The sequence below is a fragment of the Sporosarcina thermotolerans genome (assembly GCF_042658975.1).
Classification (GTDB): Bacteria; Bacillota; Bacilli; order Bacillales_A; family Planococcaceae; genus Sporosarcina; species Sporosarcina thermotolerans.
Genome location: NZ_JBHSRM010000021.1, coordinates 16,190 through 33,974, shown reverse-complemented (window position 1 = coordinate 33,974; position 17,785 = coordinate 16,190). Strand labels below are relative to the sequence as shown.

Below are 17,785 nucleotides of genomic sequence, written 5' to 3'. Positions count from 1 at the left end.
TTAGATTGAAGAAACTAAAACTTTACTCTTGATAATCTATCAATAATAAGAGTCTTCATGACTTTCACCTCACGAAGATAATCCTTTTGACGTTGTGCCCTGCCAATTCACAAAATTCTTACGTATGTTAATAAAGGTAAATAAATAAAATTAAAGCAGACCCAAGGTAGGGGATAGTCATGAAGAAAACGACCAAATTAAAAAGTTTACTGAATTCACCACAACTTGAGTACTTAATGGAGGCTCATAACGGTTTATCTGCAAAAATTGTAGAGGAAGCCGGGTTTAGAGGGATCTGGGCTAGTGGACTTTCGATATCGGCGTCCATGGGTGTTCGTGATAATAATGAAGTTTCATGGACGCAAGTAGTAGATATTCTTGGGTTTATGAGTGATGCAACGACAATTCCTATTCTCTTGGATGGGGATACAGGCTACGGAAATTTCAACAACGCCCGAAGGTTAGTTATGAAGCTCGAACAAATCGATATAGCCGGTGTATGCATTGAAGATAAACTATTTCCAAAAACAAACTCTTTTATAAACGGAACAGCTCAGCCCCTTGCACCGATTGAAGAGTTCTGCGGGAAAATAAAAGCGATGAAAGACACTCAATTGGATGATGATTTTGTAGTTGTCGCGAGGGTTGAAGCTTTTATCGCAGGTTGGGGAGTAGAAGAAGCCCTTGCTCGGGCGGAGGCCTATAGGCAAGCTGGAGCCGATGCGGTTCTTATTCATAGTAAAGATTCCGACTTTGCCCAAATTGAAGATTTTATGAAAGTGTGGAAGAATAGGCATCCAGTTGTGATTGTTCCTACAAAATATTATTCGACGCCAACTTCTGAATTCGTAAAAGCAGGAGTGAATGCAATCATTTGGGCGAACCAAAACTTACGAGCATCGATTACGGCTATGCAGGACATTTCAAAGCAAATCCATAAAGACGAGAGTCTTATGCAAGTTGAGAATTCAATTGTAAATGTTGATGAAGTTTTTAGACTACAAAATGCAGAAGAACTTCAAATAGCGGAAAAGAAATATTTGCCTTCCGCTACTCACCCATCACAACCGGAGACGGAGTGATTTTTTTGTTGAACACAAGTGCATTTGGAAACGAATTGAAAAAACTTGGTTTTGACTTTTACAGTGGAGTCCCCTGTTCATTTTTAAAAAGTCTTATTAACTACGCTATCAATGAGTGTAACTATGTTGCTGCTGCGAATGAAGGCGATGCTGTCGCGATTTGTTCGGGGGCGTACTTAGGAGGACATAAATCAGTTGTTCTCATGCAAAACTCGGGACTTGCGAATGCTGTTTCCCCTCTTACCTCTTTAACCTTTCCATTTCAACTACCCGTGCTTGGGTTTGTTAGTCTGCGAGGAGAACCCGGTTTGATCGATGAACCTCAGCATGAATTAATGGGACAAATCACACCTCAATTGTTAGACCTCATGCAAATCAAATGGCAGTATCTATCAAGTGATTTTAACGATGCAAAGGCACAGCTTGAAATAGCTAATGAGTGGATCGAGAAACAACAACCATTTTTCTTTGTAGTTAAAAAAGATACATTTGAAAAGGAAAACATGAAACTTGAGGAACATTCCAACCATAAAAATAAGATTAAAATCGAAAAAACCTCCTCAGATGAACTACCAAGTCGAATGGAAACGTTGAACGTGATCAATCGATGCAAAGATGAGAAGACCGTGCAGTTAGCCACAACTGGTAAAACGGGCAGAGAACTGTATGAAGTGGAAGATGCCCTGAACAACCTGTACATGGTTGGTTCCATGGGGTGTGTCAGTTCACTTGGATTGGGATTAGCTCTTACACGAAAAGAACTCAATGTAGTTGTCATGGATGGAGATGGTTCATTGCTGATGCGAATGGGAAGTCTAGCAACAAACGGTGCCTATCAACCCGAAAATATGCTACACATCCTTTTAGATAATCAAACCCATGATTCAACTGGAGGGCAAAGTACCGTTTCTCACAATGTAAACTTTGTAGACATTGCGGCCGCTTGCGGGTACGAAAAATCAATTTATATTCATAGTATAGAAGAACTCGAAAATGAAATACAAGAATGGAAAAAGACAAAAGGTCTCTCTTTTTTTTATATTAAAATTGCAAAAGGATCTAAACAAAACTTAGGTCGCCCAAACGTTACGCCTCGTGAAGTGAAAGCACGACTTCAAAGATTTATAAATGAAAAAGGATGAGCAGCATGCGAAAAGTGAAGAGAAACATTTTATTAAATCCCGGTCCCGCCACGACAACCGATACGGTTAAATTTGCACAAATCGTCCCAGATATTTGCCCCCGTGAAAAGGAATTCGGTGAGATTATGCGATTCATATCTTCCGAACTTACGAGCATCGTTGCAGATACGGAGGACTATACAACCATCTTGTTCGGCGGTTCCGGTACTGCTGCAGTGGAGTCAATCTTGAGTTCAGTCATGAATGACGGGGTCATCATCATCATTAATAACGGAGCATATGGAAAACGAATGTGTGCAATTGCAGAAGCATACGGACTAGATTGGGTTGAGTATGTAAGCCCATTAGATCAACCGATTCAACTCGATCAATTTCAATTATTCATTCAAAAATTAGCGCAACCTGCCTCCTATCTTGCTGTTGTGCACAATGAAACAACAACAGGCTTATTAAATGATATTGAATCACTTGGGGCAATTTGTAAGGAAAACAAGATGACAATGATGGTAGATGCCATGAGCTCGTTCTCTGCGATTCCAATTGAAATGAGTAAAATGAACATCAGTTACCTAGCAGCGAGTTCCAATAAAAACTTGCAAGGTATGGCAGGTGTCTCTTTTGTTGTAGCAAAAAGAGATGAAGTAGAGAAAGAGAAAAAGACAAAGCCAACGAATTATTACTTAAATCTATATGCGCAATATAAACATTTCAAGCAAACAGGTCAAATGCGGTTCACCCCGCCTGTTCAGACAATGTATGCGTTAAAACAAGCGATCCAAGAAGTAAAAGAAGAAGGCGTAAAAGAAAGATACGAACGCTATTCTCAATGTTGGGAAACGCTAATCGCTGGCATCAAGAAACTTGGATTACATCATCTTGTCGCTGCCGAGCACCATTCAAAAATTATTACCGCAATCGTCGAGCCTGCATGTGAGGCATATGATTTTGATAGCATGCATGATTATTTATACAGAAACGGCATAACGATCTATCCTGGAAAGCATGCCAATTTGAATTCCTTTAGGGTGGCCAATATAGGTGATTTAACGAAAAAAGATATTGAGCATTTCCTAACCTTATTGGAAACGTATCTTCAACATATAGGTTATTCTGCGAACTAATTGGATAAAAACACAAATGACCTCCGAACAAAGGAGGTCATTTGGCTGGTTGGAGTTTTATATAGACAAGCGCCTAAGTATCCCCCTCCTCTTCATACAACCTTTCCTAGATATCCAGAAACAATTATTCCGTATGCATAGAATAGAAAAGAGCAGGGAAACAACAGCGGCCACCTAAAAGGAGATTGGTTGGACAATCAGGACGAACGAAAAAGCAAAAAAAACTACGAAATGAGGTGGTTTATATGAAGAGAGCAATGGGGAAATGGGAGCAAAATGTATTATTACAGCAATATCCATTTGTCGCAAAACATATTCCGGAAACGCTTCTTTACAGTGAAAGCAATTTGGATTATTGTTTAAAACGCTATCAGTCTGTCTACGTGAAACATGATACGACGGGCCAAGGCAGAGCAATTTTAAAGATTCACAAAAGTATCTATGGGAACTACTACGTAAATGGAACTACAATTCAAGGAACACCCATACGAAAATCCCTTCCAAAGGTTAACGAAATTCAGCAGCTTCTTCATCCATTTATAAAGCTTGGCAGAGAAAGCGGTCTCTATATTATTCAAGAAAATATCCATAGCTACAACCAAAATGGACAGCCTTTTATTATTCGGGTTCATGTTCAAAAACTGAAAGGCAATTGGGTGATTGGCGGGATGTACGGAGCAATCAGCACCACCCAAACCGGCCTAACGACAGAAAACGGGATTGTGAATACCCATAGGGGCGCAAACGTAGTGACCGTTTCCGAAATATTATCAGATACACCAATCAAACTTCAAAAGGAAATAGTAAAGAAAATAGAAGAGATTGCAATCCAAGCAGCGATGGTAATCCATTCCGCTTTGCCCAATAGAGAGTATGGAATTGACTTCGGGGTCAATCAAGAGGGGACACCTATATTATTGGAAGTGAATACGACACCAAGTATCCGCTCATTTGCGCGAATTGAGGATAAGGTAATTTGGAATCGAATTGTCAAGATACGAAAAATGCAAAATGAATCAGGTGAAACTTGAAAGTGTTAAAAGTATGCCGTCGGCAAATGGGCGCTATGAAACAGCATTAACAGTGTGCTTCCTTAAGGAGATAAATTTTCCACAAGGAAGCACAACTCTATTAACCCTATCTATAATAGGTATTTCACGAGTTGAGAAGGTCCTTATTTGTCCTCATTTTCAGAAATATTTTCGCTTCCAGAAATGAGCATTATTTTCTTTTCGATTTCGTCCACAATCGTATTCGTATCTGCATCTCCATAATAACGGACGAAGATGACTCCTTTTCCTTTGGAAGCAAAGATTTTCTTCATATCCGCTTCTTCATAGACAATTAGCCGATCAAGATTAGGATGGTTCATCTCCACGTAATCCTCTTTATTTTCATCAAATTGATACCACTTCACCAAGTCAGCGATGAGACTGTCTGCCATCGTTGGAATCGTTAACTGATAGACCTTTGTATGTACACTTGGTGAATATCGTCCGCTGCCATCGCTCCACATTTTTCCTGGGACAAGTCCGCCTTCATCTGTCTCATATTGCACTGGCGCAAATGGACCCCACTTAAAAGTATATCGATTCCCCCAGTCGACTCCATCATCCATGTATCCTAACTCGTCACGAATTAAATCTGGATTTCGTTCAATGTCCGCCAACCTGACAATAGGCAAGTCAATATTCTCTTCAGGCAATGTTTCAGTCGTATTTTTAACGAGTTGAACAATGGGGATCACCGCGCTTAATCCGATAATAATTGTAAAAACTACAACGAAAGCAGAACGCAGGCGATCGCTACTTTTCCAAGTTGCATGACGGTTAATCGGCTTTCCTTCCATGAGATTCTTTCGTAATGTACGAATGGAGAAAGATGCCCGAAGAGAAGTGTAAGCTGTATATCCGATGAAAGCTGCGAGAATGGTTTGTTGAATTGCCCAACCTTCTATAAGAACATAAATCGGTGTTCCTTCCAAAAACCAAATCGCACTCAGCATTCCAATCATAAGGATTGTTGCCACACCCGTGAAAAAGGCATTGCCCGCTAATTTGTTGTCCAGTTTCTCTATCGTATATGATTGTTCCGCGGAATCTGTATGTAGTTCTGGTGCGTTTACCTCTACTGGTGAAGAAAAAACGTAAAAGAATTTATCCCGCGTTACATAATCCCATCCACTTTCAGCATACATTTCCAACTGATCATCAGAAATTTTCCGGTCGATTGAGATGTCAATCCGATATTTCATTTGTTTCGGTTCACCTTTTTTGAAAGAAATGAACATTCTCCCCAACTTTTTTAAATGAAGACCTGCTGCAGCCATCTCTTCAAACCAGTTTTCATGCTCTCCGATCCGCCAATAATCATTTGGTCGAACTTTGTAAACCGACTTACCCATTTTCATACTCACCTTCTTCTATCATTTTTCCGTCCGCGATTTGAGACTTTAGACGATTGAACTCCACCCGTAAGGCAACTTTTCCTTCTTGTGTAATCTCATACGTTTTTCTTCTTCCATCCTCTTCCGCCAAAGAAATCAGACCGTCTTTTTGCATGCGCGAAAGCACGCCATATAGTGTTCCCGGCCCCATTTTTATTCTCCCGTCAGAAACTTCACTAATTGAATGCATTAATTGATAACCATGGTTAGGATTCAATAATGCAAGAAGTACATAGTACATCGCTTCAGTCATCGGTCCTCCTGTATATGTCACATCTTGCCCTCCTTTCTGAAGCTATTACGTATCACGATATATCGTATGACATAATAGTATCTATATTACTTGTTTTTGTAAATAGAAAAATCCGGCACTTTGGCAAATTAAAAACAGGTGAGAACGTACAGACACAATGATCTGTTCGTTTTCACCTGTTAGGCTTCTATTTGAATTCCCACAGCAACTCTTGAATTGGCTCTCCATTATTTTTATTCCATTCCACAATATTTTCAAATGTTGGTTCCTCTAAATCGGCGATTGCAGCCTTTAAAGCATTATTCTTCCACTCAATCCGTGCGATTGGGTATTCAAAGGATTCCAATACTTCGAGTTGCGGTGGTGGCGAGACTTTTATGAACTCCTTTACGTTCAATAGTGCAACTTGATTTCTTACGACTGCAACCCCCTCGTTCCTCCCAAATAGGAGCGCCAAATGGTCCTCTTGTAGTTTTACATCTTGAAGGAGGCTCGATTCTGATACCACAATTGATTGAACTTCATCTTTACTACTATGCTCTACCAATAGTTGATCGCAAAGCTTCACACCACAATTGAAACTCACGAGAAAGTAATCCTTGTCTTGATGTGTAAGAATAAAGGTACTCTGCAATCTGCTCATTTCTAATTCCAGATCGTCACTTTGAGTTAAATAGGACAGTAAAACAGGAAGCTTTTCAATTTTTAGGTGAATATCTTCCCTGCCGGATTGCTCTAAAACAAGGGTTAAATCGTTTCCATCGCTTATTTTAGAGTCATCCATAGACGTGATATCTTCTTTTTCATATTCATTATTGTTAGATCCTTTAGACAGGAACTTCAACCTTATGACATCTTGTTGATCATTGAATTTTATCTTGATTTTATATTTATCCTCTTTATATGTTTCATTATTAACGGTACCAACTAAAAATGAAATGACGTTATCTTTAATTTTTGTTACCATACCTCCCACATTTCCTGTAATTACCCCATCTCTACCTTCAAACTCAATGTCAATATTATTTAAGTCTTCCAGTGACAGTTCTGAATCTTGCAATTCAATTTCAACCCAATTTACCTTTTTTTCATCATACATTTCCGGATTGTAAATATACCTTACATTCCAATGTGCACCTTCGCCATAGAAGATAATCGCATCCGCCCCTATGGAAATGGTTAAATCTTCATCCGTGATATCTTCATTTCCATTAAACGTTATACGCGTAACATACTCGATGGTTTTAAAGATAGCTGAAAACGAAACTTTATTGTTTTCATTACTTGGCTCGTACGTCCATGTCATTTCCTCTCCGTCGATAGTCAATAGGTATCCGGTAGCAAAGTAATTATGATTAGGAATCTCAGCAGCTTCCTCATATTCTAAATTCTCATCGATAAATGGATAAGCACCTTTGTTTGAATCAATGAAGAAAAAAGGGATATGGGAGTCTGTGAAAATTTTGGTATACTGCTTTTCAGCAGCAGTTGATAAACTTTCCTTCATCACAAAAACCGCATCAAAATTCCTCACTTCTTCTATCGTAAATTGGTCAAAACTAATTTCCTGGAAAGCGATTTGTTTTTCGTTGACCTCTGGTATGGCTCCTATAACCCCAATCTTTAAATATTTTCCTTTATATAAGCTGTTATGCTGATCTTCACCGTTCATAAAGCCTAATAGGGTGGTATTCCCTATGGAAATCCCATTCGGGTTATTGATGAAGGAAATACTAATAAAGATGAATAAACTTGCCGCTGCTGCCAATACAGTCCAATACACAGGGTTGAATCTTATGGCCCTTTTCTCTTTTGGTGCGATTCGATCCCGTATTCGTTCGCCCTCTTCATGTGTAAACCGGATATTTCTTTTTAGGAAATCATCCACTTCTTTTTTTATTTCCTTTTCAAAGCGTTCCATTATAATTGCTCCCTTCCAAATTTTTCAGAAGTGCATTTTTGCCCCGTAACAACCGAGATTTTACCGTATTGTGATTAATGCCAAGTGTTTCACTTATTTCCTGCATCGTCATCTCATTGAAGTAATACAAAATCAACACTTCTTTAAACTTGTGAGAAAGCAACGAAATCTGTTTTAATATTTCTTTCGAATTCTCGCTATGTATATATTGTTCTTCTGCTGAACCTTCTGTCTTTACAAGTTGTTTCAATGGCATGTAAATAAGGTTTCTTATGCTCCAAAGCCGTTGGTGGTCTTTACATTTATTGATGGTGATTCGGGTTAACCAAGTTTCGTAATTCGACTCGTTTCTAAACTTGGACAAGTTCCGATAGCAACTGATAAAGACTTCCTGAATGATATCTTCACATTCTGAATGGTCATTCGTATAAAGATAGGCAATTCTTTTAAGTTTGGTGGCGTATTCTTTCATTAAATAATTCAAAAGTATTTCATCAGGATCGACAACTTGACTTGTTTCGTCTGCATTTGAAAGATTTTGCTTATTGATTTCCAATTCGAACTACAACTCCTTTCATACATTAGACGGATGCCGACGCAAGTTTGACCCCTTAAAATTTTAATTTCTCAGTTCCAACATAAAGAAAAGCAAAAAAGAGCAGCATCGTGGCTCTTTTTTGCTTTTCTTTATGGCAGAATCCCGGCCTTTTGTCCAAATTCTTTTTCAAGAAATGAGCGCGATAATTAATGTATGATCCACTTACCCGTTACTGCTTTTTGTTTAATTATTTAGCTTATCAATCTTCTTTTCAATTCTATCGAGTTGATGTTTCCGCTTATTAATAGTTCTGAGCAATAGCACAACCACGAAGATAATCAGTACTATAAATCCAATTGAAAACAGAGTGAATGCTATATCTCCAATGTTAACTGAACTATTTACCAACTCTAAATTAATCTTCCTCTCCTCCTTTGCAACTGCTGATTATTTAACTTCCAATACGAACGCATAGAATGCATCACCGTGAGATAAATTCTCATCTTCTTCATCCATCCACCAGACACTATAAGCATAAAAATAAGTACCTTTTTCGTCTGGAGCCATAAATTGATTATTATTCAACTCAATTTCCGTTCTCTTATCATTCATTATCTGTGAAAGATGAATTTCGTTAGGCTTTGGTTTGTAATCCATTATCACTGTAACTTTCTCGCCAACTTGTACTTGTATTGGTTCTTTATCTTCAAGCAGTTCTACTGGGCCAGCAGTATCAGCACATATTGCCGTTCCACTAGAATCCGGACCCCAACAATATGAGCCCAGTATCGTTACATATGTTTCACCGTCAATCTCTATAATGACTTCTGGGGGAACATCTCCAGATAATTCCTTATTCGTTTTATTACAGCCACTTAAAACTATAGCGGATAAAAAAACCGCTAAAATTATATACTTCTTCATTTTAACACTCCCCCTTGAATTGGTGTTTTCCTTTGTAGTGTTTCATTACCAAAAATATTGAAGTATCAACTGATATATTGCTATGCAAAGTCCTAAAATACTTGCTTTTATTTTTGATGGATGATATTTTTTGCTGCCATACAGATAAGCCATAATAAAAATAAATCCTACAGGAAGCCACAACTCAAAAACACCATCTTTTGTATTTTGAGAATAAATAGGAGCGATGTACGTGCTAATCAAAAAGTAAAAGAAAATAGTAAAACGGCGTGTTTTTAGCTGTTTACTCCATCTTATTAATAAAATAATAATTATAATTGCTATAATCGTAGTGTGTAGTGAAGGTAGTACAATAGCACCGCCACCAAGCTTGAACTCCATTCCCTCCAACACCTCCACTGCCCTTTTTGTGTTTTTCTTTTATTTAATTGTAAAACTAAATTAGAAATCACTTGCAATTCAGGTTCATAATATTCTTCTTGTACTTTTATTTCATCCAAAATTACAAATGTGCTTAAAATCCCTGTATTCCCCTTTATAATTGTAGCTGTAGAACAAATATCCTTCCAAAAATCACCTTAATATTCATACGTTCTAAAAGAGTGATTAGTTTCATGAATTCATAATGTAAAAACGGCTGCCTCCACTTCTACTATTTTTGCATCTGATTCTATGGCAGAATAATCACCAACTGATGAAAAATTGGTAAAATTATGTACTTTAAGTATCAACTATTGTAAACTTACGAAGAGTTGAACAAAAGGGAGTTGGAGAATTGAAACAAGGCATTCACATTAAGATTCAAGACCGTTCAGGATTGAGTGAGCGGGAGAAAGACATTCTACATACGGGTATTCTGAACACGTTAGCTTTCGCTGGTTACATAGTAGTCATCAGCAAAGGGGAAGGCGGAGAGGGGACGGCTTTTAATCCGATTGAGGATTATTTTATCGGATTAACGATGATTTATCAAAAGCCGATTCCCAATGAAATGGCAGAGGAATTGGTTGAATCCATTACAAAAAGACTGAACACGTTCTTTAGTATGAGTAAAATTGAAATGGATCTACAAGTGGAGTTGGCATACTGATATAAAACGCTCTCCGTGAGCGTTTTTCATTGTCCTATATTTAATTTTATCTCTTTGGTAACAGGGAATCCTAAATACTTGTACTTAATAGTGATGGATTCAATTGGTTCTTCATAGTCCTTAATTCTAATACCATAGTGTATAGGGGTCATTTCTTTTTTATTGATAATACCTAATATTTCTTCGCTCGTTATCTTGGGATCTACGTATTCTTTATCTAATTCACCAAACACGATTAGGTTGTTATCCGTCCCACTTTGAACAATTTGCAAAGTGTCATAGCTTACCCCTAATTCCACCTTACTGTTAACTCGTTTATTTATTAATACTTCTTTCAACAGTACCCTACTAATTCCTTCGTTGTAAAAATGAATTACAATATCTTTTTCTCCGCTCATATCTTCATAAGTTGAATAACTTCCGTTCATAACAATAGGATTACTAATGTAAATGAAACCAAGAAATACAACGAGTAACCCAAATAAAATAATCGATGTTACTAAAGTGAGTTTTTTCATATACTTCCTCCATTAAAAGTATAAACCCAATAAAAGTTGCCCGATTTTCAATCAGGAAAATGGTTATCACCGCTTAAGCACACTTTATCACCACTTAGAGCATGTTTATCACCACTTAAAGGACGGTTATCACCGCTTAGACGAGGTTTATCACCACTTAGCATTAAAAAATCAATCTTTACATGTAGTTTTTCTATTCAATCCCTTTGTAACTAATAAAAATTTCCTCTTTGATACTGACGCTTTCCGCGTATTCGTTTGCACCAGAATTTAATCACCGAATATTCATAATCTAATATAATCGAGATAGTTTATTGGAATAAATACGGACAAAAAAAGTGAAAAATCATTAAGAAGGGGCAGGGAGCAAAAGTGGAAGGGGTATATGTCTATCGCAATTGACATAATTTAGCCCTAAAATGGGGGAAGAAAGAGTGGATATTAATGTATGGATTATATCTTTCTTAATCATATTTATGCTTCATAACTTGGAAGAAATTATTATGGTTGAAAAATGGATCAAAAAAACATATCCTCGTGTTCGTGATAAAATTCCTTCGTCTATGCAAAAAGAACTTAATCACTATAACGATATTACGTCTGTACAGTTTGCTGTCATAGTTTTCGTGTTTTCTATTTTTGCATCTATATTGATATTGATAGCTGTAGTGACACAACATTATTATTTGTTTTTGGGGGTAAACTTATTTTTTGCTTTAAACATCTTCACCCACCCATTACAGGCTTTGTACTTACGGTGCTACACTCCAGGACTCTTGACATCACTATTATTGATCATTCCTTATTATAGTTTATTCTTCTACCGTTTCTATAACACGGATATGTTATCCTTGAATTCGATCCTTGGTGCAATAGCTGTTATGATCATCTTTATACCGTTATTTTTACTGAGTCATAAAATTGGAAAGAAGTGGAATTAATTATTTTAAACCTTTTTCCACAAACATAGGCTTTTGCTCCATCAATCAACCTGTTACCAATAAACGCCAATCTCTTATTCGAGAAATGGTGTTTTTTGTTAGGCCACCAGGGAGTACAATTAATCCCACTAATCGACAACTTTAAAGTCTATTATTGTTTGTCTGATGGGGTGAGCCACAACCTGAAACAATAAGGACAAAAATCGTTACAAGTACTATGGATTGTTTTTTAATCGTGAGTTCCCCTTTCTCCCAATCTAAATTTCGCCTCCAAATATAGTAAAAAGGAATAAAACATATAAAACGCCCAATGCAATAGAAATTATTGAGATATATTTTAGAAACCCCTGTTCCTTCTTTAAAAAGGCGTTTATCCCAAGTATTACACCTGTTAAGTAGATGGCAAAACCAATCGGTATGGCTACCATAGACCACTTTCCAAATGTTATATTGAAAGGCGGAAAAATCATATACGCAACAAAGATCCCAACGACAACTAAAATTACGGAGTACTTACTATACTTCCTTTCCATTTCACACATCCCCATATTGAACTTAGTGGAATTTATAGACAAAACCCACTTTTTTCACCGATACCCCTTGAACAATGGTCTCGTTCTTCAGCAGATTCTATATACCAATATCCATTCTCTTTTTTCATCTTTAATTTGGTATCATAGCCAGCAGTTGAATCATCAAAAAAGCCATAACTCATGATATAGCCTAATGCATTATTCTCATCCAGAAATTCGATTCGTGTATTGACCTCCCAAATTTCTTGACCTAAGTAATTGCTAACTTCTACATCAGTCATGAATGCTAACAATAGTTTTCCTGGATTTTCCCAAGTTTGATTAGGTGATGAGAGCGATTTATCAAATTCATCCTCTACTTTTCTCCAATTTGTAATTTCTTGCTTATAACCCAATTCTTCAGAAAGGGAGAAGTCCATCACATACTTCCATAGTTGAACATCAGCATCACTCCAAAGTTTTGGAGCATTATCTTTTGAAATTTTGATATACTCCTGTTCTTCTGCCTCTACAGGTTGAACTGCTTTCTCGGAAACTTTCACGACGTTCGCTTCTGGTTTTGCTCTTTCATCCGTTATTGTTTCCGCTGAACAAGCAGCCAAGAAAAGAATGCTCACCATTATACTTAATTTCTTCAAACCTATCCTCTCCTTCTTAGCTTTATAAGAGTTAGACGGAGTGAAACAACATTTTGTTTCAACGAAGGGACTATTCAGCAAACTATTCATTTCATACTCTTCACACCGACTATTTTGTTATGTTCAACAAAAATACACCTCACACGAACCCTGAGGGCCGGTGTAAGGTGCGCTTATTTTATTTCAAGACGATTCAAAGCTCCAAAAGGAAAGCCTATTCGTCCGTTTGCCGTATTCTATCTGCCTAAAAATCCACCTTCGGATTTGATAACTTGACCAGTAATCCATGCAGATTCATCACTCGCTAAAAATTTTACTAACCTTGCAGCATCATCCGGCGTTCCAACATTTCCTGTAGGAAAAAGTTGTGATAAAGACGCTTTTGTTGATTTATCCATCCAACCCGAATCAGTCGGTCCTGGGTCAACTGAATTTACAGTAATACCAATAGGAGCAAGTCCAACTGATAGTGGTTCAGTAAGTGCAATGATCATACCTTTCGAAGCAATATAGGCTAAATTGTTGGGATCTGGTCCTTTTGAGACCAGGTTAATGATTCTTCCACCACTTTTTCCTGGGAAGGCTTTTTCAAACCTTTTAGCAAATTCTGTGCTCAGCAAAATGGGTCCACTGTTGTTTATTTGATAATGTCTATCAAGCACTTCCGCGGTTAAGGTACGGAAGTCAACTAACTTTTCATAGGTTGCATTATTTACTAACACACTTGCAACGCCAAGAGTTTCTTCAGTACGATTCAAAATGTTTGTTGGTGCATCTAACTTAGACAAATCAATCTCCATATGATGGCAACGTACTCCCATGTTTTTTATCTGGTTACTTAAAACTGTTGGATAACCTTCATCTACTCCAACACCTTCGTTTTCATCATAATTGCTCCAATGTGTAAAAAAAATATCGGCGCCCGCTTCTGCAAGCCTCAAACAAATTGCAGAGCCAATACCCTGGGAACGACTTGCTCCAGTTACAATTGCTATTTTCCCCTTTAAAATCCCCATATTTCCCCCTTACGATTGCTCGGCACTGTGCTTTTTTTTTGAACGCTTTAGATCGGCAATCAAGCCATTTAGCTGAACAATGTCTATTTCGCTTCATTTATGTAATTTATTACCTTATCAATATAGCTCTCTAAGGGTTTGCCAGTATCTACTATTAGGCACTTACATCCTGTAGGTTTTTTGCTATTTTCTAAAGTGTATATAAAATCCTCTTCAGAATTTATCCCACTTATTTGACTTACCATTCTTACTCGGTTTTTTAATCTATTATTAACCTCATCGAAATCGTTAAGGTAGCACTCAACGTATTTGTATTTCACATTATACTTTTTAGACAATTCCAACCCTTTATCAACCATTTCTTGATAAAAGCAGGGACTATCAAATACTACATTCTGTCCTTGAGATAAATAAAATTCAATTAAAGACCAATCAATATTATAAGATATCTTACCAGCGAATTTTGCATCAATTGAACTATCGTCTATTGAATTTAATAAAGCAGATTTTACAATGTCATGGTCTATTATGACCGCACCGGTTCTCTTAGCAATTTGTCGGGATAGTGTGGACTTTCCCGAGCCAGGAAAGCCGGACATTTGAACAAAAAACATGTTTAACACCAAACCTTTTTTCCAATTATTCTTGACCAAGCCCTCATAGGCTTACTGTTCGATTATGGAATAAGAAAATCTAATTTCCTTAATACATTTAGTTATAGAAACGTTTATGAAAAATCCAACCGGAACCTGGTACCAAGCAAAGCCAGCATTATGCCGGCTTTTTCCTTTTACATCATATTTTTAAGGTATGGAATCTTTCGCCATACAAAATGACTTATCAAGAAACTTAGAATGATCCCTAAAAATGTCGTTATAAGAAATTTCGTCCATACCGGGAGTGGTAGGTCATTCAACGAATATTGAAGGAAGACTACTACTGGGACATGGATGAAATAAACAACAAATACATTGTTTGATAACGTCCTTGACCAACGACTAGTGCCGTTAATTTTTTCTCTAAATAAAATTAGTAGACCGATTACAAGCGAAATACACAATAACGTCTCGATAAATGATCGGGTCAACGAACCGAAGTATGGTCCACCTTTTAAAAGAAAAGGATAGACTGAATTCCCTCCAAAATACAAAAGGGCAACTAGTAATAGACCAATAGCAAGCCACATATATCCCGCTTTTGCACTCAACGTTAAAAACCATTTACGACGATAAGCCATTATGCCTAAAAAAAAGAAGCTCGCATACTGTGGTACATGTGCAAATTCAGTTTGAATAAATCCTAAGAAAGCTGTCCAATGATCAATAGGAAACCATATCCTTGTAATGAAAGTCGCTAAACTAACGACCAACCATAGAGTCAAGATCTGAGAAACCTTAATTTCCCCATCCGATATATGTGTGGATTTCTTAGATGTAAAGATCGTCCATACTGAATACACAACCGCATACACAAGTAAATGCTGCAAAAACCATAAATGGCCAAATTGCATATCTGGCCATGATGGTCCAGTCCAATTCGCAGGTTGATTACCAAGTCCAAAAAAAATGTTTAGATAGTAAGAAAAAAATGAAATGGGTCCATAATCTCTGAAATTAATGTAATATAAATACATTAGAATAGGAATCATTACAAGAAACCCTAATAGTAATGGAATACCAATTCTTATAAACCGTTCTTTTAAAAACAGTTTCGGTCCTTTCCTCGCGATTGATGGCGGGAGAAAGTAGGCGGATAATAAGAAAAACATACTCATAAAAAATGCTGCATTAACAGAGAAGAATTTGCCCAACCAGTTAATAGATTCATCATCCAAATAGTACCACCAACCGCCAGGTCCATAGGCTTGTCCTGCGTGGTGGGCTACTACGAGCATAATTAAAGCTATTTTTATATTATCGATGAAATATAAACGATTACGTTCTTTTATCACCTATAAACCCCTTTCCACTAAAGTTGCACTATAATGTTAGGTTCTCAAATAACTCAAAATTCAACAAGAACCTAACACCAAGCACGATATGCAAAACTGGCACCGTCACTATGCCGTTTGCGCCCGATTGTTTAATACTATTCTTTTATAAGGGAATAAACATTTGTATCATATGATTTTCCATCTTGGTACATATAATTTCTTAAAACTCCCTCTTTTTGAAAACCTACTTTTTTTAGTAATTTATTCGAGGCTTCATTTTCAATAAATACGACTGCACCTATGCGAGTTAAACCCATAGCATCAAAGCCATAAGAAAGAACTTCAGAAACAGCTTCTGAGGTATATCCCTTTCTCCATTGATGCGGGTGAATTTCGTAACCAATTTCAGCTCGTTTATGTTTTGACAACCAATTGTTAAAGCCAATTGTCCCAATTATACCTTTGGTTTCTTTTCGCTCAATTCCCCAACGTATACCTCTTTTTTCAATATAGCTTTTCGAAAAGAAATCCACGATTTTTTTAGCTTCTTCAATACTTTTTAATGTTTCTTGTCCGTAAAAACGTGTTACATCGTCGTTTGAAAAACAAGCAAAAATACCTTCTGCATCCTCATTTGTTAATTCTCGTAATATTAACCTATCTGTCTCTAATGTAGGAAACATTAAATCTCCCCCTGATTATTCCAACCGTTATTACTACGGTCTTCTTGTTCACCACACACTTAACTCAATCCTTTATATTATTTTCTTAATCACCTTAACCAAATATTTTGCCGCTAAGTAACATAAAGGAATCCCCAAAATCAAGATAAGAAGGCCCTTAAATGGACTGTTAAAAAAGAATTGATTCTCCAAGTAAGCGGCAAATTTAAAGTATTGAAGAAAAAGTATGATCACTAATACTACAAAGCCCGCTTCTCTCATCATTAATTTTTTCTCGTCGAACTTTTTCTTCTCATTCATATATTCTTCTTCCATTACTACTCCCCTCCTCTTACCCCTACCATTCTATAACTCCAATTTACCTTCACTATCCAATTTGATAACTACATCATTCCATGTCATTTCAAGCGGGAATGTTACTGCGGTTTTTTTTGAAAAATACCATTTGCGCCCTGGTGGGACAAGTACAATCAATTTGTCACCCCGACCAAGGAAATTCAGTTCATGAGGGTCTACTTCCGTTCCACTTCGTAATGGAATCCCAAGGTCTTGCAACTGTTCACCCACCTCAACGACATGGGGGGTTGTGATGCTAATTTCACTAATATTAAGGAATGACTCTTTTGTCAGGTCACCGAATAAGTCGCGTTTTCGCCTACCTATCAATTCAACGATATTCCCCGTAGGATCTTCGAAATACATTGAATCCGCATCGAAGCTTGGGAAGTACACTTCATCCCGCCCCTCTTCCCGATTCAATGTGACGCGGTCTGTTATCCAATACTTCATCATCGAAAATTGGTTACCAGGAATATTGATTGCAAAGTGGTAGAATGCAGGTTGGTCTGTATGTTTGAACGTCAGAAGGGATTCCCCGATCCTGACTGTGAACTGTTCTGGTGCAGATTCTGTAATATCCAATTCCAGCACATTGCCGTAAAACCGTCTTAACGCTTTTACATTATTCGTGTATAGTGTCGCTGATTTAAACATATTCACTTTTCCC

The 17,785-nt window shown here is 37.2% G+C and carries 21 protein-coding genes; 6 read left to right on the top strand and 15 right to left on the bottom strand.

The features are described from left to right. Nucleotides 1-179 precede the first annotated feature (179 nt). From aepX to ACFPZG_RS16310, 4 genes are all read left to right on the top strand, one after another. Nucleotides 180-1,082, top strand: a complete 903-nt coding sequence (gene aepX, locus ACFPZG_RS16325) for a phosphoenolpyruvate mutase (protein ID WP_283734133.1) — start codon at nucleotides 180-182, stop codon at nucleotides 1,080-1,082. A gap of 5 nt (nucleotides 1,083-1,087) precedes the next feature. Then, nucleotides 1,088-2,224 (top strand): phosphonopyruvate decarboxylase, encoded by a 1,137-nt coding sequence (gene aepY / locus ACFPZG_RS16320; protein ID WP_317941214.1) that lies wholly within the window; start codon nucleotides 1,088-1,090, stop codon nucleotides 2,222-2,224. Nucleotides 2,225-2,229: 5 nt separating this feature from the next. After that, nucleotides 2,230-3,345, top strand: a complete 1,116-nt coding sequence (locus tag ACFPZG_RS16315) for a 2-aminoethylphosphonate aminotransferase (RefSeq protein WP_381428023.1) — start codon at nucleotides 2,230-2,232, stop codon at nucleotides 3,343-3,345. Nucleotides 3,346-3,590: 245 nt separating this feature from the next. After that, complete coding sequence (locus ACFPZG_RS16310) at nucleotides 3,591-4,376, top strand: YheC/YheD family protein (protein WP_317941213.1); 786 nt, start codon at nucleotides 3,591-3,593, stop codon at nucleotides 4,374-4,376. 143 nt (nucleotides 4,377-4,519) lie between these two features. Here ACFPZG_RS16310 and ACFPZG_RS16305 read toward each other — a convergent pair whose 3' ends face one another. From ACFPZG_RS16305 to ACFPZG_RS16280, 6 genes are all read right to left on the bottom strand, one after another. After that, entirely contained in the window at nucleotides 4,520-5,749 is a 1,230-nt protein-coding gene (locus tag ACFPZG_RS16305) for a DUF2812 domain-containing protein (protein WP_317941212.1), read from the bottom strand. After that, nucleotides 5,742-6,065, bottom strand: a complete 324-nt coding sequence (locus tag ACFPZG_RS16300; protein ID WP_317941211.1) for a PadR family transcriptional regulator — start codon at nucleotides 6,063-6,065, stop codon at nucleotides 5,742-5,744. The genes ACFPZG_RS16305 and ACFPZG_RS16300 overlap by 8 nt, the downstream gene beginning before the upstream one ends. A 166-nt stretch (nucleotides 6,066-6,231) precedes the next feature. Continuing rightward, complete coding sequence (locus tag ACFPZG_RS16295; protein ID WP_317941210.1) at nucleotides 6,232-7,965, bottom strand: hypothetical protein; 1,734 nt, start codon at nucleotides 7,963-7,965, stop codon at nucleotides 6,232-6,234. Next, complete coding sequence (locus ACFPZG_RS16290) at nucleotides 7,952-8,521, bottom strand: RNA polymerase sigma factor (protein ID WP_317941209.1); 570 nt, start codon at nucleotides 8,519-8,521, stop codon at nucleotides 7,952-7,954. The genes ACFPZG_RS16295 and ACFPZG_RS16290 overlap by 14 nt, the downstream gene beginning before the upstream one ends. A gap of 429 nt (nucleotides 8,522-8,950) precedes the next feature. After that, the gene (locus ACFPZG_RS16285; protein WP_283734123.1) at nucleotides 8,951-9,427 is read right to left on the bottom strand and encodes a hypothetical protein; all 477 of its coding nucleotides are present in this window, start codon (nucleotides 9,425-9,427) and stop codon (nucleotides 8,951-8,953) included. Nucleotides 9,428-9,472: 45 nt separating this feature from the next. Continuing rightward, nucleotides 9,473-9,808 carry a hypothetical protein gene (locus ACFPZG_RS16280; protein WP_283734122.1) on the bottom strand — a complete coding sequence of 112 codons (336 nt, stop codon included), beginning with the start codon at nucleotides 9,806-9,808 and terminating at the stop codon, nucleotides 9,473-9,475. Nucleotides 9,809-10,202: 394 nt separating this feature from the next. Between ACFPZG_RS16280 and ACFPZG_RS16275 the strand changes: the two genes are divergently transcribed. Beyond that, entirely contained in the window at nucleotides 10,203-10,517 is a 315-nt protein-coding gene (locus tag ACFPZG_RS16275) for a hypothetical protein (RefSeq protein WP_283734121.1), read from the top strand. A gap of 26 nt (nucleotides 10,518-10,543) precedes the next feature. On the opposite strand, the gene ACFPZG_RS16270 is transcribed toward ACFPZG_RS16275, so the two are convergent. Beyond that, a complete protein-coding gene (locus ACFPZG_RS16270) occupies nucleotides 10,544-11,035 on the bottom strand; it encodes a hypothetical protein (protein ID WP_283734120.1) in 492 nt (163 codons plus the stop codon). Nucleotides 11,036-11,454: 419 nt separating this feature from the next. Here ACFPZG_RS16270 and ACFPZG_RS16265 point away from each other — a divergent pair, with 419 nt between their 5' ends. Next, complete coding sequence (locus ACFPZG_RS16265; protein ID WP_381428012.1) at nucleotides 11,455-11,976, top strand: HXXEE domain-containing protein; 522 nt, start codon at nucleotides 11,455-11,457, stop codon at nucleotides 11,974-11,976. A 257-nt stretch (nucleotides 11,977-12,233) separates the two neighbouring features. Here ACFPZG_RS16265 and ACFPZG_RS16260 read toward each other — a convergent pair whose 3' ends face one another. The 8 genes from ACFPZG_RS16260 to ACFPZG_RS16225 all read right to left on the bottom strand — a co-directional run bounded on the left by ACFPZG_RS16260 (nucleotide 12,234) and on the right by ACFPZG_RS16225 (nucleotide 17,772). Next, a complete protein-coding gene (locus ACFPZG_RS16260; RefSeq protein ID WP_283734118.1) occupies nucleotides 12,234-12,509 on the bottom strand; it encodes a hypothetical protein in 276 nt (91 codons plus the stop codon). A 32-nt stretch (nucleotides 12,510-12,541) separates the two neighbouring features. Beyond that, a complete protein-coding gene (locus ACFPZG_RS16255) occupies nucleotides 12,542-13,147 on the bottom strand; it encodes a hypothetical protein (protein ID WP_283734117.1) in 606 nt (201 codons plus the stop codon). Between the two features lie 236 nt (nucleotides 13,148-13,383). Further along, nucleotides 13,384-14,163 carry an SDR family oxidoreductase gene (locus ACFPZG_RS16250; protein ID WP_283734116.1) on the bottom strand — a complete coding sequence of 260 codons (780 nt, stop codon included), beginning with the start codon at nucleotides 14,161-14,163 and terminating at the stop codon, nucleotides 13,384-13,386. Nucleotides 14,164-14,246: 83 nt separating this feature from the next. Next, entirely contained in the window at nucleotides 14,247-14,777 is a 531-nt protein-coding gene (locus ACFPZG_RS16245; RefSeq protein ID WP_317941236.1) for an AAA family ATPase, read from the bottom strand. Nucleotides 14,778-14,953: 176 nt separating this feature from the next. Then, entirely contained in the window at nucleotides 14,954-16,114 is a 1,161-nt protein-coding gene (locus tag ACFPZG_RS16240; RefSeq protein WP_317941208.1) for an acyltransferase family protein, read from the bottom strand. Between the two features lie 137 nt (nucleotides 16,115-16,251). After that, the gene (locus ACFPZG_RS16235) at nucleotides 16,252-16,779 is read right to left on the bottom strand and encodes a GNAT family N-acetyltransferase (protein ID WP_283734113.1); all 528 of its coding nucleotides are present in this window, start codon (nucleotides 16,777-16,779) and stop codon (nucleotides 16,252-16,254) included. Nucleotides 16,780-16,851: 72 nt separating this feature from the next. Then, on the bottom strand, nucleotides 16,852-17,094 hold the full coding sequence (locus ACFPZG_RS16230) for a hypothetical protein (RefSeq protein WP_317941207.1): 243 nt from the start codon (nucleotides 17,092-17,094) through the stop codon (nucleotides 16,852-16,854). 30 nt (nucleotides 17,095-17,124) lie between these two features. Further along, nucleotides 17,125-17,772, bottom strand: a complete 648-nt coding sequence (locus ACFPZG_RS16225; protein ID WP_317941206.1) for a glyoxalase — start codon at nucleotides 17,770-17,772, stop codon at nucleotides 17,125-17,127. Nucleotides 17,773-17,785: the final 13 nt, after the last annotated feature.

What these genes read in the sequence shown, in the direction of transcription:
- ACFPZG_RS16310 (WP_317941213.1), top strand. Translation starts at nt 3,591, where the DNA reads ATGAAGAGAGCAATGGGGAAATGGGAGCAAAATGTATTATTACAGCAA.
- ACFPZG_RS16260 (WP_283734118.1), bottom strand. Translation starts at nt 12,509, where the DNA reads ATGGAAAGGAAGTATAGTAAGTACTCCGTAATTTTAGTTGTCGTTGGG.
- ACFPZG_RS16305 (WP_317941212.1), bottom strand. Translation starts at nt 5,749, where the DNA reads ATGGGTAAGTCGGTTTACAAAGTTCGACCAAATGATTATTGGCGGATC.
- ACFPZG_RS16285 (WP_283734123.1), bottom strand. Translation starts at nt 9,427, where the DNA reads ATGAAGAAGTATATAATTTTAGCGGTTTTTTTATCCGCTATAGTTTTA.
- ACFPZG_RS16265 (WP_381428012.1), top strand. Translation starts at nt 11,455, where the DNA reads ATGGGGGAAGAAAGAGTGGATATTAATGTATGGATTATATCTTTCTTA.
- ACFPZG_RS16270 (WP_283734120.1), bottom strand. Translation starts at nt 11,035, where the DNA reads ATGAAAAAACTCACTTTAGTAACATCGATTATTTTATTTGGGTTACTC.
- ACFPZG_RS16235 (WP_283734113.1), bottom strand. Translation starts at nt 16,779, where the DNA reads ATGTTTCCTACATTAGAGACAGATAGGTTAATATTACGAGAATTAACA.
- aepX (WP_283734133.1), top strand. Translation starts at nt 180, where the DNA reads ATGAAGAAAACGACCAAATTAAAAAGTTTACTGAATTCACCACAACTT.
- ACFPZG_RS16245 (WP_317941236.1), bottom strand. Translation starts at nt 14,777, where the DNA reads ATGTTTTTTGTTCAAATGTCCGGCTTTCCTGGCTCGGGAAAGTCCACA.
- ACFPZG_RS16295 (WP_317941210.1), bottom strand. Translation starts at nt 7,965, where the DNA reads ATGGAACGCTTTGAAAAGGAAATAAAAAAAGAAGTGGATGATTTCCTA.
- ACFPZG_RS16280 (WP_283734122.1), bottom strand. Translation starts at nt 9,808, where the DNA reads ATGGAGTTCAAGCTTGGTGGCGGTGCTATTGTACTACCTTCACTACAC.
- ACFPZG_RS16315 (WP_381428023.1), top strand. Translation starts at nt 2,230, where the DNA reads ATGCGAAAAGTGAAGAGAAACATTTTATTAAATCCCGGTCCCGCCACG.
- ACFPZG_RS16250 (WP_283734116.1), bottom strand. Translation starts at nt 14,163, where the DNA reads ATGGGGATTTTAAAGGGGAAAATAGCAATTGTAACTGGAGCAAGTCGT.
- ACFPZG_RS16225 (WP_317941206.1), bottom strand. Translation starts at nt 17,772, where the DNA reads ATGTTTAAATCAGCGACACTATACACGAATAATGTAAAAGCGTTAAGA.
- ACFPZG_RS16230 (WP_317941207.1), bottom strand. Translation starts at nt 17,094, where the DNA reads ATGGAAGAAGAATATATGAATGAGAAGAAAAAGTTCGACGAGAAAAAA.